Raw genomic sequence first — 25,261 nt, forward strand, 5'->3', positions numbered from 1 at the left:
GCTTCGCAAGGATCCCGCATGCCTTCTGCCGTGCGCTTCGGCGTCAACTACACCCCCAGCGAGGGGTGGTTCCACCACTGGCTCGACTTCGACCTCGACTCGGTACGCGCCGACCTCGACTCCATCGCCGCGCTGGGCCTCGACCACATCCGGGTCTTCCCGCTGTGGCCCTACTTCCAGCCCAACCGCGCGCTGATCCGCCCGCGCGCCGTCGAGCAGCTGATCCAGCTCGTCGACGCGGCCGGAGAGCGGGGGCTCGACGTCAACGTGGACGGTCTGCAGGGGCACCTGTCGAGCTTCGACTTCCTGCCCGCGTGGACGCGGACCTGGCACCGGCGCAACCTCTTCACCGACCCGGAGGTCCTCGACGGCCAGGCGGCCTATCTGCGCACGCTCGCCGCGGCCCTCGCCGACCGCCCCCACTTCCTCGGCATGACGCTCGGCAACGAGGTCAACCAGTTCTCGGCGGGCCCGCCCCACCCGGACCCCGACCGGGCGAGCAGCGCCCAGATCGACGACTGGCTGGAGCGGATGCTCGCCGCCTGCGAGGAGGGCGCTCCCGGCCGGCTGCATCTGCACGCCGAGTACGACGCCACCTGGTACCAGGACGACATGCCGTTCACCCCGGGCCAGGCCGCCCGGCGCGGCGCCGTCACGGCCGTGCACTCCTGGGTCTTCAACGGCACCGCCCAGCGGCACGGCCGTACCTCCGTCCCGACCGAACACCACGCCGCGTACCTGATCGAGCTGAGCAAGGCCTGGGCCGACGATCCGCACCGGCCCGTCTGGCTCCAGGAGGTCGGCGCGCCCGCCCCCCTGATCCCGCCCGAGCACGCCGCGGCCTTCACGGAGGCGACCGTCGCGGCCGCGCTGGACTGCCCCGACCTGTGGGGCATCACCTGGTGGTGCTCCCACGACGTCTCCCGCGACCTCGCCGACTTCCCCGAACTCGAATACGGGCTGGGCCTGTTGACCAACGACCGGCGCCCCAAGGACAGCGCGCGGGCGCTGGCCCGCGCGGCCCGCGAGCACCACCACGAGCCCGCCCCCCGCACCACGGCGCTGATCGTCCCCGCCGACCCCGCCGTCCGCTCGCTGTGCGCCCCGGGCGGCCCCGTCTTCGAGGCGTTCTTCCGGCTCACCGCCGACGGCGCCCGCCCCACCACCGTCCTCGACGCGCGCGCGGACGACAAGGAACACCTCGCCGCGCGTGGCATCACCGAAGTCGTCAGTCCCGATCAGGTACTCCCCATCCCACAAGGAGGAGCCCGCTCGTGAACCCCACCAGACGCACCGTCCTGCTCGCCGGCGCGACCGCCGCGCTGCTGCCCGCCCTGCCCGGCCTGCCCGCCGCCGCGGCGACGAAGGCCGCCGCGACCGCGGCGCCGCCGTACGCCTCCTACTGGTACCCGGACTCGCTGCCCGCGGGCACCCCGGGCACCGGCATCACCTGGCGCAGCCTCAAGGCCTGGAGCGCCGCCACCGACACCGACCTCGCGTTCAACGCGTCGACCGTGCCGCTCGCCGCCCGCTTCACACCGACCCCGGCCAACACGACGGCCCGCAGCGGCCAGGCCCGCGTCCAGTCCCTCGTCTCCTTCGGCCCCACGTCGAGCAACCCCTCGCAGGGCGCCGCCACCGCCGACTACTACGCCCTCACCCACTGGGCGTACCTCGACGAACTCGTCTTCTGGGGCGGCTCGGCGGGCGAGGGCCTGATCCTCGCGCCGAACGCCCCGATCGTCGACGCGGCCCACCGACACGGCGTACCCGTCCTCGGCAATGTCTTCCTGCCGCCCGTCGCCTACGGCGGACAGCTCCAGTGGACCCGCGACCTGGTGCAGAAGGACTCCACCGGGCACTACCCGCTCGCCGCGCAGCTCGTCGCGGTGGCGGCGGCGTACGGCTTCGACGGCTGGTTCATTAACGCGGAGACCAGCGGCGGGAACACCGCACTCGCCACCGCCATGCTCGGCTTCATGAACGAACTCAAGACGCTCGCAACGGCTCAGGGTCAGCGCGTCACCTGGTACGACGCGATGACCGTGAACGGCTCGGTGAGCTGGCAGGGCGCCCTGAACAGCCAGAACAAGACGTTCTTCCAGGCCGCCGACTCCATGTTCGTCGACTTCCGCTGGTCGCAGAGCAGCCTGGCCTCCTCCGCGACGACGGCTCAGCAACTCGGGCGCAGCCCCTACGAGTTGTGGGCGGGCGTCGACGTCGAGGCGAACGGCACCAGCGCGTCGGTCAACTGGGACGCCATCGTGCCGAGCGGCAAGGCCCACGTCACCTCCCTCGGCTTCTACCGGCCCGAGTGGACCCGCAACCACCTGCCCGCGAGCCGCACCCCCGGCGACTTCCACGCCGCCGACGACCTGTTCTGGACCGGCTCCTCCCTCGACCCCTCCAAGCCCAGCACGAGCGCGAGCTGGCGCGCCCCGGCCGTCTCCGTCGCCGACCGCTCGACGGTCACCTCCGTCCCCTTCGCGACCGCCTTCAACACGGGCCACGGACTGAAGTGGTACGAGGACGGCGAAGCCACCTCGGACACGGCCTGGAACCACCTCGGTCTCCAGGACCGGCTGCCCTCCCGCCGCTGGGTCGTGCGGACGACCGGACAGCGCCCCGCCGTCACCTTCGACTTCGCGGACGCCTGGCGGGGCGGGAGCAGTCTGCTCGTCGCCGGCGCCCTCGACGCGCCGACCACACTGGACCTGTACGCGACCAGGCTGCCGCTCACCGCGGACACGGTGGTCGAGCTCACGTACCGCACGGACGCGGGCGCCGCCGCCGTGGAGCTGGCCGTCGCCACCGCCGAGCCGGGCGCGGCGGGCGGGGCGCCCCCGTACACGTACTTCCCGGTCACGTCCTCGGGCGACGGCTGGGGGACCGCCACCGTGCCGCTGACCGGACTCACGGGGACCGTGCACGCGCTGGGCGTACGGCTGACGGCGAGCGACGGGCCGGTGCGCTGGCGCCTGGGCGGGCTCGCGGTCCGCGACGCCGTTCTCACCCCCGCCGCGCCCACCGACCTGCGCGTCACCGGCGCCGACGGCGGCAATCTGCGTTTCGCGTGGCGGGGCGCCCCCGGCGCGGTACGCCACTACGAGCTGTACCGGACGCTTCCCGACGGCACACGCCGGTTCCTCGGCGGCACCTGCCAGAGCGCGTTCTACGTCGGCGGTCTCACTCCCGAGCAGGGTGAGTCGGCCGGGGGGTTCGAAGTGCGCGCGGTGGGGGAGCTGTTCACCGTCTCGACCGCCGCCACGACCACCCACACCTGGTAGCAGCACCACTTTCCCGCACCATCTTCACCCCACGGAGCCCCCATGCATGACGACCGCACCCTGGTCGAAGCCCGCCTCAAGCGTGTCCTCGACGAGCGCATCCGACCTGCCGTGTACCCCGAGTCCGTGCCGCTGGAAGTGATGGTGTGGCACGCGCCCGGTGAGCCGGTGCCCGTCGCCGAGGGGCTCGCGGCCGCACCCGAGCCGATCGAGGTGGGCGCGCGCTGGGGTGCTCCGTGGGGCACCAGCTGGTTCCGGGTCACCGGGACCGTCCCGGAGGCCTGGGCCGGCCGGACGGTCGAGGCCCTGCTGGACCTCGGCTTCGACGAGAACATGCCCGGTTTCCAGTGCGAGGGGCTCGTCTACCGGCCCGACGGCACTCCGGTGAAGGGCCTCAACCCGCGCAACCAGTGGGTGCGGATCGGCGCCCCGGTCGAGGGCGGCGAGGAGGTCCGGCTGCACATCGAGGCCGCCTCCAACCCGGTGATCCTCGACTACCACCCCTTCCTGCCCACCCAGTTGGGCGACAAGGAGACCGCGGGCAGCGAGCCGCAGTACACCCTCACCCGGATGGACCTCGCCGTTCTCGACGAGACCGTGTGGGAGCTGGTGCTCGACCTGGAGGTCCTCGGCGAGCTGATGGCCGAGCTGCCGGTGGAGTCCGCACGGCGCTGGGACATCCTGCGCGCGGTGGAGAAGGCGCTCGACGCGGTCGACCTCCAGGACGTCGGCGCGAGTGCCGCCGCGGCGCGGGCACGGCTGGCAGGGGTGCTCGCCGAGCCCGCCGTGCCGTCCGCCCACCGCATCAGCGCCGTCGGGCACGCGCACATCGACTCGGCGTGGCTGTGGCCGCTGCGCGAGACCGTCCGCAAGGTGGCCCGGACCACCTCCAACATGACCGCGCTCATCGAGGACGAGCCCGAGTTCATCTTCGCGATGTCCCAGGCCCAGCAGTGGGCCTGGGTGAAGGAGCACCGGCCCGAGGTGTGGGCGCGGGTGAAGAAGGCGGTCGCGGACGGGCGGTTCGTGCCCGCGGGCGGCATGTGGGTCGAATCGGACACCAACATGCCGGGCTCGGAGGCGATGGCTCGTCAGTTCGTGCACGGCAAGCGGTTCTTCCTCGACGAGTTCGGCATCGAGAACGACGAGGCCTGGCTGCCGGACACCTTCGGCTTCGCCGCCGGACTCCCGCAGATCATCAAGGCGGCGGGCTCCAAGTGGCTGCTCACCCAGAAGATCTCGTGGTCGCAGACCAACAAGTTCCCCCACCACACCTTCCAGTGGGAGGGCATCGACGGCACCCGTGTCTTCACCCACTTCCCGCCCGTCGACACCTACAACTGCTCCATGCGGGGCAGCGAACTCGCCCACGCGGCCAGGAACTTCAAGGACAAGGGCGTCGCCCGGCACTCCCTGGCCCCCACCGGCTGGGGTGACGGAGGCGGCGGCACCACCCGCGAGATGGTCGCCAAGGCGGCGCGGGTCCGTGACCTCGAAGGCTCCGCGACCGTGACGTGGGAGACCCCGGCCGAGTTCTTCGAGAAGGCCGAGGCAGAGTACCCGAACGCGCCTGTCTGGGTCGGCGAGTTGTACCTCGAACTGCACCGCGCCACGCTCACCAGCCAGGCGAAGACCAAGCAGGGCAACCGGCGCAGCGAACACCTCCTGCGCGAGGCCGAACTCTGGGCGGCGACCGCGGCCGTACGGGCCGGATTCCCCTACCCGTACGAGGAGTTGGACCGCATCTGGAAGACGGTCCTGCTCCACCAGTTCCACGACATCCTGCCCGGCTCGTCCATCGCCTGGGTGCACCGGGAGGCGCGCAGGACGTACGAGCGGGTCGCCGAGGAGCTGACCGGCATCATCGACGCGGCGCAGCGGGCGCTGGCGGGCGAAGGCACCACGGAGCTCGTGTTCAACTCCGCCCCGCACAGCAGGGACGGGGTCCCGGCGGGCGGGGCCCTGCCCGCCGCCGTCGCGAGCGAGGTGGCGCTCGCGCCGCGCGTAGGCGGCGGCCACGTCATCGACAACGGCCTCCTGAGGGTCGAGATCGACGCCCGGGGCCTCGTCGTCTCCGCGTACGACATCGACGCCGACCGCGAGACGATCGCCCCCGGACGCGCCGCGAACCTGCTCCAGATCCACCCCGACTTCCCGAACATGTGGGACGCCTGGGACGTCGACGAGTTCTACCGCAACACGGTCACCGACCTGGTCGACGCCGACGAGGTCGTACCGGGTGAGGACGGCGTGTCGGTGCGGATCGTACGGTCCTTCGGTGCCTCGCGGGTCACCCAGGTGCTGTCGCTCGCGCCGGGGGAGCGGCGGCTCGGCATCGACACCGAGGTCGACTGGCACGAGACGGAGAAGTTCCTCAAGCTCGCCTTCCCGCTCGACGTGCACGCGGAGCGGTACGCCTCCGAGACGCAGTTCGGGCACTTCTACCGGCCGACGCACACCAACACGTCCTGGGAGGCCGTCAAGTTCGAGGCGTGCAACCACCGGTTCGTGCACATGGAGGAGCCGGGCTGGGGTGTCGCGATCGTCAACGACTCGACGTACGGGCATGACGTGACCCGTACCGTCCGCGACAGCGACTCCGGTACGACCACCACCGTGCGCGTCTCGCTGCTGCGCGCCCCGCGCTTCCCCGACCCCGAGACCGACCAGGGCGTCCACCGCTTCCGGCACGCGCTGGTGCCGGGGGCCGGGATCGGGGACGCGGTGCGCGAGGGGTGGCGGATCAATCTGCCGGAGCGGCGGGTGAACGGCGGGCGTGAGGTCGCGCCCCTGGTGGAGGTCGCGCAGGACGCGGTCGTGGTGACCGCGGTCAAGCTCGCCGACGACGGCAGCGGGGATGTGGTCGTGCGCTTCCACGAGTCCCGGGGCGGGCGTACCAAGGCCGCGCTGACGGCCGGGTTCGAGATCGGGGACGTCACCGTGACCGACCTGCTGGAGCGGCCCCTGACCGATGCGGTCACCCCCCGGCGTGACGGCGACCGGGTCACCCTGTCGCTGCGCCCCTTCGAGCTGGTCACCCTGCGGCTGACGCGCGCCTGAGCACTGGGCGTCTTCACCCTTCCCGTGCTGCGGATCCGGCTACTGCGTGAGCTGGGTCCGCAGCCACTGCTCCACCTCGCCCACGTGCGCGGCGGCGGCCGCCCTGGCCGCCTCCGGGTCGTGGGCCACCAGCGCGCGGTGGATCGCCGCGTGCTCGCGGCGCGTCCGCTCGAAGGCGCCCTCCTCCTCGTAGCCCCGCCAGACCCGGGCACGGAACGTGCGCGAGGACAGGCCCTCCAGGATGGCGGCCATGGTCTCGTTGCCCGCGGCCGCCGCGATCTCGCGGTGGAAGGCCAGATCGTGGGCGAGGATCTCCTCCGGGTCGTCCGTCGCGTTCATCGCCGTCAGGTGTTTCTCGACCTCGGCGAGCTGGTCCGCCGTGATCCGCGCGGCGGCCAGCGCGGTCGCCGTCGACTCCAGGATCCGCCGCACCTCCAGCAGCTCGACCAGCCGCGGCCCGCGCGAGAGGTCGGCCACCACGCCGAAGGTCTCCAGCAGGTCCCCGGCCTCCAGCTGGGTGACGTAGATGCCCGAGCCGTGCCGGGCCTCCAGCACACCGAGGACCGTGAGCGCGCGGATCGCCTCGCGCATCGAGCTGCGGGACATGCCCAGCTGGGCGGCCAGATCACGCTCGGTCGGCAGGCGCTGACCGGGCTCCAGCCGGCCCTCGCCGATCATCGCCTTGATCCGCTCGATGGCGCGCTGCGTCACGGTGCCCTTCTGCGGGGCCGACTCGTCCACGCCGTCTCCTCCTGTTGCCGGGTGCGCCGCAGTCTAACCACCAGAGTGGTCGGACCACTACGGCCGATAACACGGAAATTTTGGCGCACGGGGGTGTTGTGGAGGTGAAGTGGTCTGATAAATATTCGTCCCGGTTGAGCGGGACGCTCGGCCACGGACCTCCACACCCGTTCGATCTCGCTCAACGAGGAGCCGTCAGATGGCCGGCAGAAACGTGCGGAACACGCGAATTGCGTCGCGGGCAGTGCGTGCGGCGGCTGCGGCCGCATGCGCGACCCTCGTGCTCGCGGCATGCGGCAGCACCAAGGACTCCGCGTCGTCGGGCGGCGGAGGCGGCGGCACCGGCAAGGTCGGGGTGATCCTGCCCCTGCTGACCTCGCCGTTCTGGCAGTCATACAACGACTACGTGCCGAAAATGGCGACGTCCGAAGGGGTCGACGCCCTCAAGACCGTCAACTCCAACAGCGACCCGTCCCAGCAGATCACCGACATCAACAACCAGCTCAACCAGGGCGTGAAGGGCCTCGTCGTGGCCCCTCTGGACAGTGCCGCGATCGCCGCGGGGCTCGACCAGGCCGAGCGCAAGGGCGTGCCCGTGGTCGCCGTCGACGTGGCGCCCGAGAAGGGCAAGGTCGCCATGGTCGTACGCGCCAACAACGTCGCCTACGGCGAGAAGGCCTGCGAGTACCTCGGCAAGCAGATCCCCTCCGGCAAGGTCGTGCAGATCATGGGCGACCTGGCCTCCGTCAACGGCCGGGAGCGCTCCGAGGCCTTCCGCACCTGCGTGCAGAAGAACTACCCGAAGCTGAAGGTCCTGGAGATCCCCGCCAAGTGGGAGTCCGACACCGCGGCCTCCAAGCTCGACACCCTCCTGAACGCCAACCCCGACATCAAGGGCATCTACATGCAGGCGGGCGGCGTCTACCTCGCGCCGACCCTCCAGACCCTCAAGTCCAAGGGCATGCTCAAGAAGACCGGCCAGGCGGGCCACATCACGATCGTCTCGAACGACGGCATCCCGCAGGAGTTCGACGCCATCCGCAAGGGCGAGATCGACGCCACCGTCTCCCAGCCGGCCGACGCGTACGCCAAGTACGGCATGTACTACATCAAGGCCGCGATGCAGGGGAAGACGTTCAAGACCGGCCCGACCGACCACGACTCCGAGATCGTCAAGCTGCCCAGCGGCATCCTGGAGGACCAGCTGCCCGCGCCGCTGGTGACCAAGGACAACGTCGACGACCCCAAGCTCTGGGGCAACACGGTCAAATGAGCACCCCACTGGTGGAGGCGCGGGGGATAGCCAAGCGGTACGGCCCCACCGTCGCCCTCCAAGACGGCCGGCTCACCGTTCTCCCTGGTGAGTCCCACGCCCTCGTCGGGCGCAACGGCGCGGGCAAGTCCACGCTCGTCACCATCCTCACCGGCCTCCAGGCCCCCGACGAGGGCACGGTCCGCTTCGACGGCGAGCCCGCTCCCGCGCTCACCGACCGCGACGCCTGGCGCCGCAAGGTGGCCTGCGTCTACCAGAAGCCCACCGTCGTACCGGAGCTGACGGTCGCCGAGAACCTCTTCATCAACCGGCAGCCCCTCGGGCGCGGCGGCTTCATCAGCTGGCGCAGGCTGCGGGCCGAGGCGGCACAGGTCCTGGACACCTGGGACGTGCACGTCGACCCGGAGGCCCGCACCGCCGACCTCAAGGTCGAGGACCGCCAGATGGTGGAGATCGCCCGGGCGCTCAGCTTCGGCGCCCGGTTCATCGTCCTCGACGAACCGACCGCGCAGCTCGACAACCGGGAGATCGAGCGGCTCTTCACCCGGATGCGCGCGCTCCAGGAGTCCGGTGTCACCTTCCTGTTCATCTCGCACCACCTCCAGGAGGTGTACGAGGTGTGCCAGACGGTCACCGTGCTGCGCGACGCCCGCTGGATCACCACCGCGCCGGTCGCCGACCTTCCCCGCGCGGCCCTGGTGGAGGCCATGGCGGGGGAGTCGATCGCCGAGCGGACCGTCACGCACCAGCCCGTCGCCACGGACGCCCCGGTGCTGCTCGACGCCCGGGGGCTGACCTCCGACGCGTACGAGGACATCGACCTCACCGTCCGTCGCGGCGAGGTCGTCGGCCTCGCCGGCTCCAGCGGCAGCGGCAAGATCGAACTCGCCGAGTCCTTCGCCGGACTGCACACCCCGACCGGCGGAACCGCCCGACTGGGCGACGAGGACCTTCCGTTCGGCGATGTGCAGGCCGCCCTCAAGGCAGGGGTCGGCTGCGTCCCGCGCGACCGGCACGACCAGGGTCTCGTCTCCGGCATGACCATCGGCGACAACACCACCATGAGCGTCCTGAACCGGCTCGGCCGCTACGGCTTCATCCCCGCCGCCCGCAAACGCGGCTTCGCCACCGAGCTGATCGAACGCCTCGACATCCACACCGAGGGCCCCGAGCAGCCCGTCTCGGACCTGTCCGGCGGCAACGCGCAGAAGGTCGTCATGGCCCGCGCCCTCGCCTCCGACCCCCGCCTCCTCGTCCTGATCAACCCCACCGCGGGCGTCGACGTGAAGTCCAAGGAGTCACTGCTGTCCCGGATGGACAGCGCCAGCGAGGACGGCACCGCCGTGCTCGTCGTCTCCGACGAACTCGACGACCTGCGCCGCTGCGACCGCGTCCTCGTCCTCTTCCACGGCCGTGTCGTCGCCGAGCACCCGGCGGGCTGGCACGACCACGAGCTGATCGCCTCCATCGAAGGAGTGGACCATGGCTGACACGAAGGCCCCGTCGGCCTCGTCGCCCACCTCCGCGCGCGTCCCCGACGCACGGGCCGCCAAGACCGTACTGCTCCGCAGGGCCCGCGAACTCGCCCTCGTACCGGCCCTGTTGGTGCTCCTGGTGCTCGGCGCGATCGTCAACGACTCGTTCCTCACCGAACGGAACCTGATCTCCATCCTGGGTGCCTCGGCGGCGCTCGCGATGGTGGTCCTCGCCGAGTCCCTGGTGCTGATCACCGGCAAGATCGATCTGTCGCTGGAGTCGGTGGTCGGCATCGCGCCCGCCATCGGCGCCCTGCTGGTCCTGCCGGCCGCACAGTCCGGCTGGGGCACGGAATGGCCGTCCGCGCTCGCCCTCGTCGCGATCCTCGTCGTGGGCGGAGTCATCGGCGCCTTCAACGGCATCCTCGTGGTGAAGTTCAAGCTCAACGCCTTCATCGTCACCCTCGCGATGCTGATCGTCCTGCGTGGCCTGCTGGTCGGCGCCACCAAGGGCAAGACACTGTTCGGCATGCCCGACGCGTTCTTCTCCCTGGCCACCTCCACCTTCCTGCGCGTCCCGCTGTCGGTGTGGCTGGCCGCGGTCGCCTTCGGCGTCGCCGGACTGATCCTCAAGTACCACCGGGTCGGTCGCGCCCTGTACGCCATAGGCGGCAACGCGGAGGCGGCCCGCGCCGCCGGTATCCGCGTCGACCGGTTGCTGCTCGGGGTCTCCGTCGTGGCCGGCGTCCTCGCCTCGGTCGGCGGGATCATGCAGACCGGGTACGTCGGCGCGATCAGCGCCAACCAGGGCAACAACATGATCTTCACGGTGATGGCGGCGGCGGTCATCGGCGGCATCAGCCTGGACGGCGGCAAGGGCACCATGTTCGGCGCCCTGACCGGCGTACTCCTGCTCGGCGTGGTGCAGAACCTGCTCACGCTCGCCCAGGTGCCGTCCTTCTGGATCCAGGCCATCTACGGCGGAATCATCCTGGTCGCCCTGATGATCGCCCGCGTGACCACCGGCCGCGCCCAGGACTGACCCCCCTTCGTTCTCGTACGGATCCAAGGACCCACGGATCCACGGACCCCTCCGGACACCCCTGTCCCGGACCGAAAGGCCTCCCGTGTCCCCAACTGCCGCCCGTATCACCGCGGTCGACACCTACGACATCCGTTTCCCCACCTCGCGCGAGCTCGACGGCTCCGACGCGATGAACCCGGACCCCGACTACTCGGCGGCTTACGTCGTGCTGCGCGGCGACGCGGCCGACTGTCCCGAGGGGCACGGCTTCACCTTCACCATCGGGCGGGGCAACGACGTCCAGGTCGCCGCGATCGAGGCGCTGCGCGGGCATGTGGTCGGACGCTCGGTCGACGAGCTGTGCGCGGACCCGGGCTCCCTCGCCCGGGACCTGATCGGGGACAGTCAGCTGCGCTGGCTCGGGCCCGAGAAGGGCGTGATGCACATGGCGATCGGCGCCGTCGTCAACGCCGTGTGGGACCTGGCCGCCAAGCGCGCCCAGAAACCCCTGTGGCAGCTGCTCGCCGACGCCGAACCGGAGTGGCTGGTCCGCCAGGTGGACTTCCGCTACCTCACGGACGCCCTCACACCGGAGGAGGCGCTCGAACTGCTCCGTCGGGGGAAAGAGGGCGCCGCCGGGCGCGCCGCGACGCTACGGGAGAGAGGTTTCCCCGCCTACACCACCTCGCCGGGCTGGCTCGGCTACAGCGACGAGAAGCTCACCCGCCTCGCCGCCGAGGCCGTCGCCGACGGGTTCCGGCAGATCAAGCTGAAGGTGGGCGCGGATCTGGCGGACGACGTACGCCGCTGCCGGGTCGCCCGCGCGGTGGTCGGCCCCGACATCCGCATCGCCATCGACGCCAACCAGCGCTGGAACGTGGACGAGGCGATCACCTGGACCAAGGCCCTCGCCGAGTTCGAGCCCTACTGGATCGAGGAGCCGACCAGTCCCGACGACGTCCTCGGCCACGCCGCCGTCCGCGAGGCGGTCGCCCCCGTCAAGGTCGCCACCGGCGAGCACGTCCAGAACCGTGTCGTCTTCAAGCAGCTCCTCCAGGCCGGCGCCATCGACGTCCTGCAGATCGACGCCGCCCGTGTCGCCGGCGTCAACGAGAACCTCGCCATCCTGCTTCTCGCGGCCAAGTTCGGCGTGCCCGTCTGCCCGCACGCCGGCGGGGTCGGCCTGTGCGAACTCGTCCAGCACCTGTCGATGTTCGACTTCGTGGCGCTCTCCGGCACCACCGACGACCGGGTCATCGAATACGTCGATCATCTGCACGACCACTTCCTCGACCCGGTGGTGATCAGGCAGGGTCACTACACGGCACCCACCGTGCCGGGCTTCTCCGCGACCATGCGGCCGGAGTCCATCGCGGAGTTCACCTACCCCGGCGGCACCTTCTGGGCCGCCGACCTCGCCCAGCAGAAGTCCGACAGCCAGACGAGCGAAAAGCAGAAGGGGGAAGCCGCGTGAGTGGCGACTTCGAAGGACTCAAGGCGCTGGTGACCGGTGGCGCGTCCGGCATCGGCCGCGCCACCGCCGAGCTGCTCGCCGCCCGCGGAGCCCAGGTCGCGATCCTCGACCTGGACCCCTCGACGGTCGAGAAGCCCCTGTTCGGCCACCGCGCCGACGTCGCCGACGACGCCTCCGTACGCCAGGCCGTGGCCGCGGCGGTCGCGGACCTCGGCGGACTCGACGTACTGATCAACAACGCGGGGATCGGAGCGCAGGGCACCGTCGAGGACAACGCCGACGAAGAGTGGCACCGGGTCCTGGACGTCAATGTCGTCGGCATGGTCCGTACGACCCGCGCCGCCCTGCCCCATCTGCGGGAGTCCGCGCACGCGGCGATCGTGAACACCTGTTCCATCGCGGCCACGGCCGGGCTGCCGCAGCGCGCCCTGTACTCCGCCACCAAGGGCGCCGTCCTCTCCCTCACCCTCGCCATGGCGGCCGACCACCTCCGCGAGGGCATCCGCGTCAACTGCGTGAACCCCGGCACCGCCGACACCCCCTGGGTCGGCCGCCTCCTCGACACCGCGGCCGACCCGGCCGCCGAACGAGCCGCGCTGGAGGCCCGCCAGCCCTCCGGGCGCCTCGTCTCGGCGGACGAGGTCGCGGGCGCCATCGCCTACCTGGCGAGCCCGCTCTCCGGCGCCACCACCGGCACCGCCCTCGCCGTGGACGGCGGTATGCAGGGACTGCGACTGCGGCCGGTGGGCCAGTGAGCACCCTGGGGAGGAGCGCGCTCGGCAGGAGCGGCGTCGAGGTCAGCGCCCTGTCCTTCGGCGCCGCGGGCATCGGAAACCTGTTCACCGAGATCGGCGACGAGCAGGCCGACGAGGCCGTGGACGCCGCCTGGTCCGGTGGCATCCGCTACTTCGACACCGCCCCGCACTACGGCATCGGCCTCTCCGAACGCCGTCTCGGCGCGGCGCTGCGCGAGCGCCCCCGCGCCGAGTACACCCTCTCCACGAAGGTGGGCCGCCTCCTGGAGCCCACGGAGGCGGACGCGGGCGGCGACGACCTGGCCAACGGCTTCGCGGTGCCCGCCACGCACCGACGCGTCTGGGACTTCAGCGCGCAGGGCGTACGACGCAGCATCGAGGCCAGCCTCGAACGCCTCGGCCTGGACCGCGTGGACATCGTCTACCTCCACGACCCGGACGACCACGCCGAGCAGGCCTTCCAGGAGGGCTACCCGGCCCTGGAGAAGCTCCGCTCGGAAGGTGTGGTCGGCGCGATCGGCGCGGGCATGAACCAGGCCGAGATGCTCACCCGCTTCGTCCGGGACACGGACGTGGACGTGGTGCTGTGCGCGGGCCGCTACACCCTGCTCGACCACACCGCGCTGACCGAGCTGCTGCCCGCCGCCCAGGAGCGCGGCACGTCGGTGGTCATCGGCGGCGCCTTCAACTCCGGTCTGCTGGCCGACCCACGGCCCGGAGCGACGTACAACTACCAAGCCGCACCGGCGGAATTGCTGGACCGCGCCCTGAGACTCAAGGAGATCGCCGAGCGGCACGACACCACGCTGCGCGCCGCCGCGCTGGCCTTTCCCGCCGCCCACCCGGCCGTGGCGAGCGTCCTGGTCGGCGCCCGCTCGGCGCACGAAGTCCGCGACTGCGCCGAGCAGTTCACGACACCGGTGGCGGAGGACTTCTGGCGGGAACTGCGCGAGGCGAAGCTGCTGCCCGAGGGCGCCCCCGTACCCGTACCCTCACAGGATCCGTCATGAGAGTGGCCCTGCACACCAAGGTCCGCGCCGAGCGTGTCGCCGCGTACGAGGCCGCCCACCGGGAGGTCCCCGAGGAGCTCACCACCGCCATCCGCGCCGCCGGAGCCACCTCCTGGACGATCTGGCGCAGCGGCACCGACCTCTTCCATGTCCTGGAGTGCGAGGACTACGAGCGCCTGCTCGCCGAACTGGAGAAGCTGCCGGTCAACATCGCCTGGCAGGCGCGTATGGCCGAACTCCTGGACGTCGTGCACGACTACTCGAGCCAGGGCGCGCAGGCGGGTCTGCCCGTCGTATGGGAGCTGCCGTGAGGGTGGACGCGCATCACCACCTGTGGGACCTCTCGGTCCGCGACCAGGCCTGGATCAACGGGCCCGAACTCCAGCCGCTGCGGCGCGATTTCGGCGTGGCGGACCTCGCACCGCAGGCACGGGCCGCCGGGGTCGACCGCACGGTCCTCGTACAGACGGTCACCGTGCCCGAGGAGACCCCGGAGTTCCTCGCCCTCGCGGCGGAGAGCGAGCTGATCGCGGGCGTGGTCGGCTGGACCGACCTGACCCGGCCGGACACCGCCGACGAGCTGGCCCGGCTGCGGGAACTGCCGGGCGGTCGTCACCTCAAGGGCATCCGCCACCAGGTGCAGGGCGAGCCCGACCCGAACTGGCTGCTGCGTCCGGACGTACGGGACGGGCTCGTCGCGGTCGTCGAGGCGGGCCTCGTCTACGACCTGGTCGTACTGCCGCACCAGCTGCCGGCCTGCGTCCGGGCCGCTGCCGAGCACCCCGAACTCACCTTCGTCCTCGACCACTTGGGCAAACCCCCGATCGCCACGGGCGAGCTGCGGCCGTGGGCGACGGCCGTCCGGGCGCTGGCCGCGCTCCCCAACACCGTGTGCAAGCTCTCCGGCATGGTCACCGAGGCGGACCTCGCGAAGTGGACGGTCGACGGGCTGCGCCCCTACGCGGACACGGTCCTGGACGCCTTCGGGCCCGGCCGGCTGATGTTCGGATCCGACTGGCCGGTATGCACGCTGGCGGCGTCGTATGCCCAAGTGGTCGATGTGGCCGAGGAGTTGACCGGTGGTCTTGGCGCGGAGGAGCGCGCCGAGGTCTTCGGTGGTACCGCCACCCGCGTCTACCGGCTCTGATCCACCGGATTCCGGTCCACCCACGCCAGCCGCATCGGAGGCAGGAACTCCCGCACATACGTCCGGTGCCAGCATGCGCCCGTCTCCCGCAGCTCACGCCATGTCGTGTAGCGGTAGCGGTAGAGGCGGGCGCGGACGTACCGGGGCGGGGCGTTCGCCGGGAACGGGGAGCGACGCAGCAGCCGCAGTGTGTCGCGGTCGTTCTCCAGGAGCCGTTCGACCAGACCGGTGAACCAGGAGGCGGCGTACGCGGGGGAGAGCGCCGCGAACCACATCAGCCAGTCGAGCCGCAGATGGTACGGCGCGTACTGGCGCGGCCAGTGCCGGGGATCGCCCGGCTTGCCCTTGAACTCGTACTCCTTCCACTCCGAGTCCTCCCGCGGCATGGGGTCGCTCGTGCCCTCGACGACCACCTCGTGGCGCACCCGGCTCACGCTGCCGAACGCGCCGTAGGTGTTGACCAGATGCAGGGGGTCGAAAGAACGGTTCATGACCTGGCGCCGGGAGACCAGGTTGCGCGCGGGGCGGTAGCTGAGGGCCAGCAGGCCGATGGCGACCGCGAGGACCACGATCTCGTACCACAGAGGCGGTCCGGCCACGCGTGGGCGAGTCGTGGGGAACTCGATCGCGGAGAGGGCCAGCACGATGGTGGCCCAGTTCAGCCAGGCGAAGTTGCCGGACAGGACCAGCCAGAGCTGGGTGAGGACCATCAGCGAGGCGGCTGCCGTCGCGATCGGCTGCGGGGTGAAGAGGAGGACGGGCACGACGAGCTGGGTGAAGTGGTTCGCGGCCACCTCGACCCGGTGGAGGGGCTTGGGGAGATGGTGGAAGAACCAGCTCAGCGGGCCCGGCATCGGCTGGGTCTCGTGGTGGAAGTCGAGGCAGGTCAGGTTCCGCCAGCAGGGGTCCCCGCGCATCTTGATCAGCCCGGCGCCGAACTCGACGCGGAACAGCACCCAGCGCAGCAGGAAGAGGACGACGATCGGCGGGGCCACCTCGTCGTTGCCGAGGAACACGGCGAGGAATCCGATCTCCAGGAGCAGGGACTCCCAGCCGAACGCGTACCAGGTCTGGCCCACGTTGACGATCGACAGGTACATCGCCCAGGGCACCAGCCACGCCACCATGGCCCCCCAGAGCGGGAGTCGCTGGTCCAGGCCCGCGACCAGGGCCGCCGACACCGCGCAGCCCGCCCAGGCCCAGGCCGCGAAGAAACGGTCCGAGTAGCGCAGGTGGAACACGCTCGGCGCGTCGCGGAACGCCACCCGTGCCACGAACCGCGGCACCGGCAGCATCCCCCGCTCCCCGATCAGCGCACGGAACTGCAGCGCCGCGCCCAGGAACGCGACGAGGTACACCGCGGCCAGGGTCCGCTGGAAGACCAGTCGGCTCAGCCAGTACTCGGGGGCGACGAACCACTCCACGAGGAGTCACTCCTCTCCCTTCGCTTCCATTGTGACGCTGGGTGACCGTCTCCGCTTGCGTGAGCCAACTGGGCGACGCAGACAATGGTGGACGAAATGCCCGGAATCACCGGGAGATCGTGGTGCAACGGGAGGACGCAGTGCAACGGGAGAACGCGGTGCGACAGGAGAACAGCGTGGTGCGCATACCCACCCGGGCCCTCGTCATGGCCTGCGCGCTCTCGGCGGCGCTCCTCGCCGCCGGGTGCGGCGGCCACGACGGCGAGAACGCGGCGTTCGGGGCCGACGGCGGTGAAGTCTTCCTGCAGCCGGTCGCGGGCGGCGGTCCCGACCCGTTCACCGAATCCACGGCCGCCGACCCGCCGTCCGTCACCCGAATGCCGTACCCGGCGGCACCCACGGACCGTGGCTCCACCCCGCAGGGCGTGCGCTCCTTCTCCGGCTCCACACCCGGCCTCTACGGCGGCATCCGGGCCGTCGGCAGCTGTGACGTCGAGAAGCAGATCGGCTTCCTCGCCTCGGACCCCGGCAGGGCGCGCTCCTTCGCGCAGGCCGCGGGCGTCTCCCAGGCGGTCGTCCCGGACTTCCTGCGCGGTCTGACCTCGGTCGTGCTGCGCGCCGACACACAGGTCACCGACCACGGTTTCCGCGACGGCCGGGCGACCACCTTCCAGTCCGTGCTGCAGCGGGGCACCGCGGTCCTCGTCGACAACCGGGGCGTGCCGCGCGTGCGCTGCGCCGGCGGCAACCCGCTGAACCCGCCGACCGTCTCCAAGTCGCCCGCGGGCACCCAGGGGAAGCCCTGGTCCGGCTTCCGTCCTGGCAACGTTGTCGTCGTGACCCCGGCCTCCACCGTGATCAGCAACATCAGGATCATCGACATCGTCGACCACACGTGGATCGAACGGCGGATCGGGGACGACGGTCACCGGGACGTCGTCGTACGGCCACAGACCTCGACCCCGAGCCCCGGCCGTCGCAGCGGCACAGGCTCGAGCGCGAGCCCGCGGCAGAGTCCGGGGACGGCCCCCTCGTCGGAGGAGCCGCCGTCCGAGTGCGTGGCGCCCACCCTGACCGTCACCCCGGAAGGAACCCCGGGCATGCCGGACGGTGGTGCGCCGACGGAGGCTCCGGTGGCCGCAGTGTCGGACTGCCTCCCGTCGACCACGACCGTCCCGCCGACCTCACCGCCCGGTATCTCGCTGCCGCCCCTCGCGCCGCGGACCCCCGCGCCGGACTCCACGGAGAGCGACCGGGGCGCGCCGGTCGACCCCCTCGACCCGCTCGCCCCGCTGGATCCCTCCGAGGACGAGATCGGCCCCGACACCGTTCCGGAGATCCCCGACCTGCCTGACGGCGGTGGTCTGATCCCCGACGAGTCGCCTGACGCGGACACCGTCTTCGACGCCCCGACCGACGTCTTCGACGGCTGAGCGCCGGAGTGTTCCGGGGAGCCCGAATCCGGGCTCCCCAGAAGTCGAATAATCGGCCGAATGCTGGCAAGGTGGGCCCATGGTTGATCGGGGAGCGAGCGCCCTGGCACTCCCGGACGACTGGCCCGCCCACCCGGATCCGATCCTGGCGCTCAACCGCATGGGCAGTTTCGACTGGGACCTGGACACCGGTCTGATGCAGATGGACGCCCAGGCCCACGAAGTCTTCGACCTGCGCCCCGAGGAGTACGACGGCCGCCCCGAGACCCTGTCCCTGCGGGTGCCGGGGACCGAGGGGATCCGTCTCGACACCCTGGTCTCCCAGGCGCTCAAGGACGGCAGCGAGAACTACGGCGCCTACTTCCGCATCCGCTGCCGCGACGGCTCACTGCGCTGGACCCACACCCAGGGATATATCCGCCGCGACGAGACGGGCCGCCCACGCCGGATCATCGGCATCGTGCGCGACGCCACGCAGGAGCTCGGCGAGCGCGCGGCGCGCCGTGAACAGGCGGCCCAGGACGAGGCGCGGCGCCAGCAGACGAACGTCGTGCAGATCACCACGGCCGCCCTCGCCCACGCCCGCACCGTCCAGGACGTCATCGACGTGCTCAAGGACTCCCACGGCCTCACCCACCTCGGCGCGACCAGCCTGGTCATGGGCCTGGTGGAGGCCGGACGCATCCGGCTGGTCGCCGAGGGCCCGGTGGGCAGCTTCGTCCCCGGCACCATGGTCACCCGCATCGACGAGCAGTACCCGATGAGCGAGGCCGTACGCACCCTCGCCCCGCGCTTCATCGATTCGCCCGAGGACTTCGCCGAGTCGTATCCGCTGCTGTGGCCGCACATCACCGACCTGAAGATCACCTCGGCCGCCTATCTGCCGCTCATCGCGCAGGCCCGCCCCATCGGCGCGATGGGCCTGCTCTACAACGACCGGCGCGGGTTCTCGTCGGAGGAGCGCAACGTCCTCGTCGCGCTCGGCAGCAGCATCGCCCAGAGCCTGCAGCGGGCCATGTTCTACGAGCAGGAGAAGGACCTCGCCCAGGGTCTCCAGCAGGCCATGCTGCCGCGCTCCATACCGAACGTGCCCGGCGCCGACATCGCCGTCCGCTACCGCTCCGCCTCCCTCGGCCGGGACATAGGCGGCGACTGGTACGACGTGATCCCGCTGCCCGGCGGCCGCGTCGGCGCCGTCATCGGGGACGTCCAGGGCCACGACACCCACGCCGCCGCCGTCATGGGCCAGTTGCGGATCGTGCTGCGGGCCTACGCCGCCGAGGGACACACCCCCGCCACCGTGATGGCCCGCGCCTCGGTCTTCCTGCACGAACTCGACACCGAACGCTTCGCGACCTGCCTGTACGCGGAGGCCGACCTGTCCACCGGAGTCGTCCAGCTGGTGCGGGCCGGCCACATCGACCCGCTGATCCGGGACAACGACGGCACCTGCCGCCGGCAGCCCGTCGAAGGAGGACTGCCGCTCGGCCTGTCCGCCTTGTTCGGGCGCCTCGAATACCCCGTCGAGACGGTCGAGCTGGACCCCGGACAGACTCTGCTGCTGTGCACCGACGGCCTCGTCGAGCAGCCCGGCATCGACCTCGACGAGGGCATGCACACCCTCATCGAGCTGATCCGCTCGGGCCCGGACGACGTACGCGACCTCGTCGACCGGCTCATCGACGTGGCCGAGGAACGCGGCGGCGACGACGATGTGGCCCTGCTGGCGCTGCGCCGTCGAGGCGCCGGGCCCCGGCAGTCCGGCGGACGGCTCCAGCAGCACGTCGCGCCCGGCGACCCCGAGGCGCTCACCGAGGCCCGGCACATGATCCGGGCCGCGGTCCGCGCCTGGGGCGCGGGTGAGCGTGCCGACGAGGTCGAACTGGTCGCCGACGAGCTGATCACCAACGCCCTGATGCACACCGAAGGCTCCGCGATCGTCACCCTGCGGGTCCTCAGCGGTCCGGGCCGTCGGCTGCGCGCGGAGGTCGAGGACTCCTCCAGCGCCCTGCCGCGCCGCCGTGAGGCGGGCGAGTCCGGGGTCTCCGGCCGTGGACTCCTGCTGGTCGACCGCCTCGCCGACGTCTGGGGTGTGGAGGCGCGCGGGGGCGGCAAGTGCGTGTGGTGCGAGTTCCTGGTCGCGGAACGGGACTGACCGGGCGTCGCCCGGCTGTTCGGGGCCCGGCTCAGGGACTCTCGGGGACGGACTGACGCCGTTCCAGGAGGCGGGTGGTTCCTGGTGGGGTTGTCGGTGGGGGGTGGCACTCTGGAGCTATGCCGGAACTGCCGGAGGTCGAAGCGCTCAAGGACTTCCTGGCCGACCATCTCGTCGGCCGCGAGGTCGTGCGCGTGCTGCCCGTCGCCATCAGCGTCCTGAAGACCTACGACCCGCCCGTCACCGCCTTCGAGGGCCGCGAGGTGACCGCCGTGCGCCGGTACGGCAAGTTCCTCGACATCGAGGCCGACGGGCTGCACTTCGTGACCCATCTGGCCCGCGCGGGCTGGCTGCACTGGAAGGACACGCTGCCCGACGGCCCGCCCCGCCCCGGCAAGGGGCCGCTCGCGCTGCGTGTCGCCCTGGAGACCGGCGAGGGCTTCGACCTCACCGAGGCCGGGACACAGAAGAGACTCGCGGTGTACGTCGTCCGGGACCCGGCGGAGATCCCCGGCGTGGCCCGCCTCGGCCCCGACCCCCTTGCCGCCGACTTCGACGAGGAACGGTTCGCCCGGCTGCTCGCGAACGAGCGCCGCCAACTCAAGGGGGCGCTCCGGGACCAGAGCCTGATCGCCGGTGTGGGAAACGCGTACAGCGACGAGATCCTGCACGCCGCCAAGATGTCCCCCTTCAAGCTCGCCGCCTCGCTGAGCCCCGAGGAGACGACCCGTCTCTACGAGGCGCTGCGCACCACGCTCACCGAGGCGGTGGAGCGCTCCCACGGGCTGGCCGCGGGGCGTCTCAAGGCGGAGAAGAAGAGTGGGCTGCGGGTGCACGGCAGAGCGGGCGAACCCTGCCCGGTGTGCGGCGACACCATCCGCGAGGTCTCCTTCAGCGACTCCTCGCTGCAGTACTGCCCGACCTGCCAGACGGGCGGCAAGCCACTCGCGGACCGCCGGTTGTCCCGGCTGCTCAAATAGCCCGGGCTCAACGGGGCGTCACGGTCACCAGGTGCTTGCCGTCCGTCGTGCGCACCTCGAACCGGCTGATCTCGTCGGACTTGAGCGCGGCGCCGCCCTGCAGGGTGGTCGCCTCGCCGTCGTGCGCGGGCACCATCCAGCTCGTCACCGTCTGCTGCGAGCCGTCCTTGCCGATGGCGACGAGCTGGCAGGGGCGCGGGCCCCCGGCGTCCTTGACCTCGACCTGTACCTGGCTGCCCCAGATCCGGTCCGCGGTGGTGACGCGGGCCCACACGCCGGTCTGCGCGTCCGTCGAGGCGACCGCGGCTGTCTGTGACCCGGAACCGTGCGACGCGACCATCGCGATCGCCGGTCCGCCCGCCGCGAGCACCACGGCGGCGGCCACCGCGTACAGCCAGCGCCTGCGCCCGGCCCGGTGCCGGGTCGCCACCTCACTGAGCAGTTTGTCCATCAGGCGCGGCCCGGGGGCGGCGAAGGGGTGCACGGAGCGCGGGGTGGCATGCCGGTACAGCATCAGCTGCCGCGTGGCGGGCCTGAACTCACTCACGTGCGCCGTGCACTGGGGGCACTCCATGAGGTGATCCTCGAAGCGGAACGCCTCCGCCTCGTCCAGCACGCCGAGCGCGTAGGCGCCGACGTCACGATGCCGTTCCAGGGACCTCATACCGAATACCGAATCCTTGTGGCGATGGTGCGGGCTGGGAGTGGTGTTGCTGTTGCCCACGGGTACGCACCAGACCGCCGAATCACTCAAGACTCGTTCGGAATCGCGGCCAAGACATTCGGAGCGGGTGGGCTCGCGGATTGGTGCGAGCTCAAAAAAAGTTGTGCGGAAAACTTGTTTGGCGGAGCGCGAGGTCCTGAACAGGGGTTACCGACGGTCCGCCCGGTCGTGGCGGTCAGAAGAGATGGATCGCCAGATGTCCCAGGGGCAGACCCAGCCGCCAGGCCGGTGTCCACACCTTCGGACCGTCGTCCTCGCCCGGGATCGGACCGCCGCCGGGTACGGCGTCCAGGTCGGGGGCGAGCAGTTCGGTCTCCTCCAGCCAGCGCCAGGCCGCCGTCGCCAGCTCCAGGTCCGGGGCGGGGCCGCCGGACTCGACCGCCTCGGCCGCGCGCCGCGCCATGTGCTCGCGCACCCAGTCCTGCCACGGCTGGTCGTACGCCGTCAGCGAGAGCCAGGTCTCCAACTGTGAGACGACCCGGATGCCCGAGAGCTCACCGTCGGTGTCGGAGAGGAAGATGGTCAGCGCCAGGGCGTCACGCCCGGCGCGGAACTCGAAGGACGTGGGCGGCATCAGGTCGCCGGTCCGCAGCAGTTCGTCGGCGATGTACTCGGCGTACAACCACGCCATGGGGACGGTGAGTTCCCCACCGCCGGTGCCGTCCGTGCTCTCTTGGCCTCTGTGCAGCATCCCTTCCTGCCTTCCTCCGGTTTGCGTGCGCGTCGCCCGATCCCGAGCCCTTGGGGGTTTCCCCCCAATCCGGAACACGGATGAGGACAGCTGATTGCTCAACCATGGTCCTCAGCAAGGCGCTTTACGGAGGTTTGACTCGGCCTTCGGTTTCACCGCAGGTCGGCCGCGTATCCCGGAAGAACCCGGCGCAGGGCGCGCAGCGCGTAGTACGCACGAGACTTCACGGTACCGGGCGGAATCCCGAGCGCCGCGGCGGCCTCCGCCACACTCGCCCCCTGGAAGTACACCAGCACCAGGACTTCACGGTGCTCGGGAGTGAGTGTCTTCACAGCCTCCCGCACATCGAGCGTCGCCGCCGACCTTTCGGCGTGATCCGCGCAGACCCGCGCACTTTCCAGCACCGCGTCCCCGACCTCCGGCGGACGCGCCTGGCGGGCCCGCCGTGCGTCGATCGCGAGCCGCCGTCCCACGGTGAGCAGCCAGGGGCGTACCGAGTCGAAGTCGTCGGCGCGCAGCGCCTCGGGGTGCTGCCAGGCGCGGACGAACGTCTCCTGCAGCAGATCCTCGGCGCGCTGGCGGTCGCCGTCGGAGAGTCGCAGGAGCAGGGCGAAGAGGGGCCGGCCGTGCTCGCGCTGCAGCGCGGCCAACTCGTGTTCGGCGGTCGTCTTGGTGGTGGTTCCGGCCGTCATGGCCTGTATGCCAGCGGGTACCGCTCCGCTGGGACAGGGCCGGGGCACGGGTCTGCGGTGGGCGGTCGATGCCGTCGGTGAACGGCGCGGTGAACGGTTCAGCGGGGCCCGGTGGCGCCCCAACCGGCCCTTCTCCAAGGGCCGGACGGGCTACGGGTGCGCGTTGCTCCTTGACTCCACCCTCCCCGGTCGGGTGGATTTGCCTCACTTCCTACTTAAATATGACTGTATCGAGGCTGGGCATGATCACACGTAGTCGACTGGCCGCCATCGCTCTCGCGGCCGCACTTGTCGTGGGCGCCGGCTGCCGGGCCGACCGGGAGCCGGCGGCTCGGAGCACCGGGAACCCCGGCGCGCCCCTCACCCCCCACGGCTTCACCCTCGTCGCCTCCGGCGACGTGCTGGCGCACACCTCGGTCATCGAGCGGGCGAACGCCGACGCGGGCGGCACCAGGTACGACTTCCTGCCGATGTTCGAAGGCGTGAAACCCCTCATCGCCGGCGCCGACCTGGCGATCTGTCACATGGCGACCGTGTACGGGGCCGACGGCGAACACATCGGCAACCCGGCCTTCAAGCTGCCACCGCAGGTGGCCGGCGGGCTCGCGGCGACCGGGTACGACGCCTGTTCCACCGCCTCCGACCACTCCTTGGACGACGGCGCCACGGGCGTACGGCGCACTCTGGACGCCCTCGACCTCGCGGGCGTGCGGCACGCGGGATCGGCGCGCACGGCGCAGGAGGCGTACACGCCCACCCTTCTGCGCGCGGGCAGCGCGACGGTCGCCCACCTCGCCTACACCTACGGCACGGACGGCTTCCCCATGCCGCAGGGGCAGCCGTGGACCCTCAACCTCGTCGACCGCGACCGGATCCTCGCGGATGCCCGGGCCGCGAGGAGGGCGGGCGCCGACGTGGTCGTCGTATCCCTCCACTGGGGTACCGAATGGCAGGAGCAGCCCGACACGCAGCAGATGACGCTGAGCCGGGAGCTCACCGCCTCCCGCACGGACGGGCGGCCCGACATCGACCTGATCCTCGGCACGCACGCGCATGTCCCGCAGGCCTACGAGAAGGTCAACGGCACATGGGTCGTCTACGGGATGGGCGACCAGATCGCGGGTGAGATGATCAACCGCCAAGGCCTCCAGGACTCCCGGGGCAACGAGAGCACCCTCGCCCGCTTCAGCTTCGCCCCGCCCGCGCACAAGGGGGACCGCTGGAAGGTCACGAAGGCGGAGTTCGTGCCGCAGCTGTACGACATCGACGCCGGGCGGATCGTCAACATCAACGCGGCCCTGGCGCGGGGTGCCGACCTCGGCGGTGTACGCGACCGCATCCGGGACGTGGTGCTCAGCCGCGGCGCGGCCCACGACGGCCTGACGATGGGGCATTAGGACCCACGGGACGCACGGGACGCACGGGGCACATGGGGTCTATGGGACGACCGTGACCGGCCAGCGGCCCGCCTTCACCAGCCGGATCGCCACCGACCCGATGATCCGGTGCCCCGCCTGCTCGGAGGCGCCTACCACCACGGCGTCCGCCTTGAGGTCGTCCGCCGCCGTCACCAGACCGTTGTAGGGATCGCCGCGGAAGGTGTGGAACTCCCAGCGCACCGCGAATATGTCCTTGACCCGCTCGGCGGCGTCCCGGATCTGCGCGACGAGGTCCTCGGCGATTTGGTCGGTCGTCTCGGCGACCGGCGCCCCGAGTGCCGCTCCGGCGGCCATGACGGGCTGCACGTACACGACGGCGAGCAGCGAGTGCTGCCGCCTGGCCAGCCCGCCGGCGTAGGACGCCGCGCGCAGCGACGAGTCGGAGCCGTCCACGCCAACGACGATGACCTTGGGACCGTCCGTGCCACGCTCGAACTGGTGCGAGGGTTGCTTTTCCGCCACACCACCGAGGCTATC

21 protein-coding genes are annotated in these 25,261 nt (G+C 71.3%); 15 read left to right on the forward strand and 6 right to left on the reverse strand.

The window, feature by feature from the left end:
• Positions 1–18: 18 nt before the first annotated feature.
• The 3 genes from OG568_RS42145 to OG568_RS42155 are packed head-to-tail and all read left to right on the forward strand — an operon-like array spanning position 19 to position 6,347.
• Entirely contained in the window at positions 19–1,278 is a 1,260-nt protein-coding gene (locus OG568_RS42145; RefSeq protein WP_329535326.1) for a glycoside hydrolase 5 family protein, read from the forward strand.
• Positions 1,275–3,287 (forward strand): endo-beta-N-acetylglucosaminidase, encoded by a 2,013-nt coding sequence (locus OG568_RS42150; protein ID WP_329535327.1) that lies wholly within the window; start codon positions 1,275–1,277, stop codon positions 3,285–3,287. The genes OG568_RS42145 and OG568_RS42150 overlap by 4 nt, the downstream gene beginning before the upstream one ends.
• A gap of 42 nt (positions 3,288–3,329) precedes the next feature.
• Complete coding sequence (locus OG568_RS42155; RefSeq protein WP_329535328.1) at positions 3,330–6,347, forward strand: alpha-mannosidase; 3,018 nt, start codon at positions 3,330–3,332, stop codon at positions 6,345–6,347.
• 39 nt (positions 6,348–6,386) lie between these two features.
• On the opposite strand, the gene OG568_RS42160 is transcribed toward OG568_RS42155, so the two are convergent.
• Positions 6,387–7,088 carry a FadR/GntR family transcriptional regulator gene (locus tag OG568_RS42160; protein ID WP_266417453.1) on the reverse strand — a complete coding sequence of 234 codons (702 nt, stop codon included), beginning with the start codon at positions 7,086–7,088 and terminating at the stop codon, positions 6,387–6,389.
• 199 nt (positions 7,089–7,287) lie between these two features.
• Here OG568_RS42160 and OG568_RS42165 point away from each other — a divergent pair, with 199 nt between their 5' ends.
• The 8 genes from OG568_RS42165 to OG568_RS42200 all read left to right on the forward strand — a co-directional run bounded on the left by OG568_RS42165 (position 7,288) and on the right by OG568_RS42200 (position 15,246).
• On the forward strand, positions 7,288–8,361 hold the full coding sequence (locus tag OG568_RS42165) for a sugar ABC transporter substrate-binding protein (RefSeq protein WP_266417455.1): 1,074 nt from the start codon (positions 7,288–7,290) through the stop codon (positions 8,359–8,361).
• Positions 8,358–9,851: a sugar ABC transporter ATP-binding protein gene (locus OG568_RS42170; RefSeq protein WP_329535330.1), complete on the forward strand. Its 1,494-nt coding sequence runs from the start codon at positions 8,358–8,360 to the stop codon at positions 9,849–9,851. The genes OG568_RS42165 and OG568_RS42170 overlap by 4 nt, the downstream gene beginning before the upstream one ends.
• Entirely contained in the window at positions 9,844–10,878 is a 1,035-nt protein-coding gene (locus OG568_RS42175; protein WP_329535331.1) for an ABC transporter permease, read from the forward strand. Before OG568_RS42170 ends, OG568_RS42175 begins: the two co-directional genes overlap by 8 nt.
• An 85-nt stretch (positions 10,879–10,963) precedes the next feature.
• On the forward strand, positions 10,964–12,334 hold the full coding sequence (locus OG568_RS42180; RefSeq protein WP_266417461.1) for an L-fuconate dehydratase: 1,371 nt from the start codon (positions 10,964–10,966) through the stop codon (positions 12,332–12,334).
• Positions 12,331–13,089, forward strand: coding sequence for an SDR family NAD(P)-dependent oxidoreductase (locus OG568_RS42185; protein ID WP_266580379.1), 759 nt, complete (start codon positions 12,331–12,333; stop codon positions 13,087–13,089). The genes OG568_RS42180 and OG568_RS42185 overlap by 4 nt, the downstream gene beginning before the upstream one ends.
• Positions 13,086–14,099 (forward strand): aldo/keto reductase, encoded by a 1,014-nt coding sequence (locus OG568_RS42190; protein ID WP_329535332.1) that lies wholly within the window; start codon positions 13,086–13,088, stop codon positions 14,097–14,099. The genes OG568_RS42185 and OG568_RS42190 overlap by 4 nt, the downstream gene beginning before the upstream one ends.
• The gene (locus tag OG568_RS42195; protein ID WP_266580376.1) at positions 14,096–14,410 is read left to right on the forward strand and encodes an L-rhamnose mutarotase; all 315 of its coding nucleotides are present in this window, start codon (positions 14,096–14,098) and stop codon (positions 14,408–14,410) included. The genes OG568_RS42190 and OG568_RS42195 overlap by 4 nt, the downstream gene beginning before the upstream one ends.
• Entirely contained in the window at positions 14,395–15,246 is an 852-nt protein-coding gene (locus tag OG568_RS42200; RefSeq protein WP_329535334.1) for an amidohydrolase family protein, read from the forward strand. Before OG568_RS42195 ends, OG568_RS42200 begins: the two co-directional genes overlap by 16 nt.
• Here the strand turns inward: OG568_RS42200 and OG568_RS42205 are convergent.
• On the reverse strand, positions 15,234–16,670 hold the full coding sequence (locus OG568_RS42205) for a lipase maturation factor family protein (RefSeq protein ID WP_329535335.1): 1,437 nt from the start codon (positions 16,668–16,670) through the stop codon (positions 15,234–15,236). The genes OG568_RS42200 and OG568_RS42205 overlap by 13 nt on opposite strands.
• Positions 16,671–16,828: 158 nt before the next feature.
• Between OG568_RS42205 and OG568_RS42210 the strand changes: the two genes are divergently transcribed.
• The 3 genes from OG568_RS42210 (at position 16,829) to OG568_RS42220 (ending at position 21,238) form a co-directional block, all read left to right on the forward strand.
• The gene (locus OG568_RS42210; protein WP_329535336.1) at positions 16,829–18,103 is read left to right on the forward strand and encodes a DUF6777 domain-containing protein; all 1,275 of its coding nucleotides are present in this window, start codon (positions 16,829–16,831) and stop codon (positions 18,101–18,103) included.
• A 79-nt stretch (positions 18,104–18,182) separates the two neighbouring features.
• On the forward strand, positions 18,183–20,258 hold the full coding sequence (locus OG568_RS42215; protein ID WP_329535337.1) for a SpoIIE family protein phosphatase: 2,076 nt from the start codon (positions 18,183–18,185) through the stop codon (positions 20,256–20,258).
• Between the two features lie 119 nt (positions 20,259–20,377).
• Positions 20,378–21,238 (forward strand): Fpg/Nei family DNA glycosylase, encoded by an 861-nt coding sequence (locus OG568_RS42220; RefSeq protein WP_329535338.1) that lies wholly within the window; start codon positions 20,378–20,380, stop codon positions 21,236–21,238.
• A gap of 7 nt (positions 21,239–21,245) precedes the next feature.
• Here OG568_RS42220 and OG568_RS42225 read toward each other — a convergent pair whose 3' ends face one another.
• From OG568_RS42225 to OG568_RS42235, 3 genes are all read right to left on the reverse strand, one after another.
• Complete coding sequence (locus OG568_RS42225) at positions 21,246–21,902, reverse strand: anti-sigma factor family protein (protein ID WP_266580370.1); 657 nt, start codon at positions 21,900–21,902, stop codon at positions 21,246–21,248.
• A 235-nt stretch (positions 21,903–22,137) separates the two neighbouring features.
• A complete protein-coding gene (locus OG568_RS42230; RefSeq protein ID WP_054234932.1) occupies positions 22,138–22,653 on the reverse strand; it encodes a hypothetical protein in 516 nt (171 codons plus the stop codon).
• Positions 22,654–22,805: 152 nt separating this feature from the next.
• A complete protein-coding gene (locus OG568_RS42235; protein ID WP_266580368.1) occupies positions 22,806–23,345 on the reverse strand; it encodes a sigma-70 family RNA polymerase sigma factor in 540 nt (179 codons plus the stop codon).
• A 242-nt stretch (positions 23,346–23,587) separates the two neighbouring features.
• On the opposite strand from OG568_RS42235, the gene OG568_RS42240 reads away from it, so the two are divergent.
• Positions 23,588–24,742 carry a CapA family protein gene (locus OG568_RS42240; RefSeq protein WP_329535339.1) on the forward strand — a complete coding sequence of 385 codons (1,155 nt, stop codon included), beginning with the start codon at positions 23,588–23,590 and terminating at the stop codon, positions 24,740–24,742.
• 39 nt (positions 24,743–24,781) lie between these two features.
• On the opposite strand, the gene OG568_RS42245 is transcribed toward OG568_RS42240, so the two are convergent.
• Positions 24,782–25,246, reverse strand: a complete 465-nt coding sequence (locus OG568_RS42245) for a universal stress protein (RefSeq protein WP_266417487.1) — start codon at positions 25,244–25,246, stop codon at positions 24,782–24,784.
• Positions 25,247–25,261: the final 15 nt, after the last annotated feature.

This window comes from Streptomyces sp. NBC_01450 (assembly GCF_036227505.1).
GTDB lineage: Bacteria > Actinomycetota > Actinomycetes > Streptomycetales > Streptomycetaceae > Streptomyces.

What these genes read in the sequence shown, in the direction of transcription:
- OG568_RS42145 (WP_329535326.1), top strand. Translation starts at nt 19, where the DNA reads ATGCCTTCTGCCGTGCGCTTCGGCGTCAACTACACCCCCAGCGAGGGG.
- OG568_RS42155 (WP_329535328.1), top strand. Translation starts at nt 3,330, where the DNA reads ATGCATGACGACCGCACCCTGGTCGAAGCCCGCCTCAAGCGTGTCCTC.
- OG568_RS42165 (WP_266417455.1), top strand. Translation starts at nt 7,288, where the DNA reads ATGGCCGGCAGAAACGTGCGGAACACGCGAATTGCGTCGCGGGCAGTG.
- OG568_RS42170 (WP_329535330.1), top strand. Translation starts at nt 8,358, where the DNA reads ATGAGCACCCCACTGGTGGAGGCGCGGGGGATAGCCAAGCGGTACGGC.
- OG568_RS42175 (WP_329535331.1), top strand. Translation starts at nt 9,844, where the DNA reads ATGGCTGACACGAAGGCCCCGTCGGCCTCGTCGCCCACCTCCGCGCGC.
- OG568_RS42195 (WP_266580376.1), top strand. Translation starts at nt 14,096, where the DNA reads ATGAGAGTGGCCCTGCACACCAAGGTCCGCGCCGAGCGTGTCGCCGCG.
- OG568_RS42200 (WP_329535334.1), top strand. Translation starts at nt 14,395, where the DNA reads ATGGGAGCTGCCGTGAGGGTGGACGCGCATCACCACCTGTGGGACCTC.
- OG568_RS42215 (WP_329535337.1), top strand. Translation starts at nt 18,183, where the DNA reads ATGGTTGATCGGGGAGCGAGCGCCCTGGCACTCCCGGACGACTGGCCC.
- OG568_RS42220 (WP_329535338.1), top strand. Translation starts at nt 20,378, where the DNA reads ATGCCGGAACTGCCGGAGGTCGAAGCGCTCAAGGACTTCCTGGCCGAC.
- OG568_RS42225 (WP_266580370.1), bottom strand. Translation starts at nt 21,902, where the DNA reads ATGAGGTCCCTGGAACGGCATCGTGACGTCGGCGCCTACGCGCTCGGC.
- OG568_RS42230 (WP_054234932.1), bottom strand. Translation starts at nt 22,653, where the DNA reads ATGCTGCACAGAGGCCAAGAGAGCACGGACGGCACCGGCGGTGGGGAA.
- OG568_RS42235 (WP_266580368.1), bottom strand. Translation starts at nt 23,345, where the DNA reads ATGACGGCCGGAACCACCACCAAGACGACCGCCGAACACGAGTTGGCC.
- OG568_RS42240 (WP_329535339.1), top strand. Translation starts at nt 23,588, where the DNA reads ATGATCACACGTAGTCGACTGGCCGCCATCGCTCTCGCGGCCGCACTT.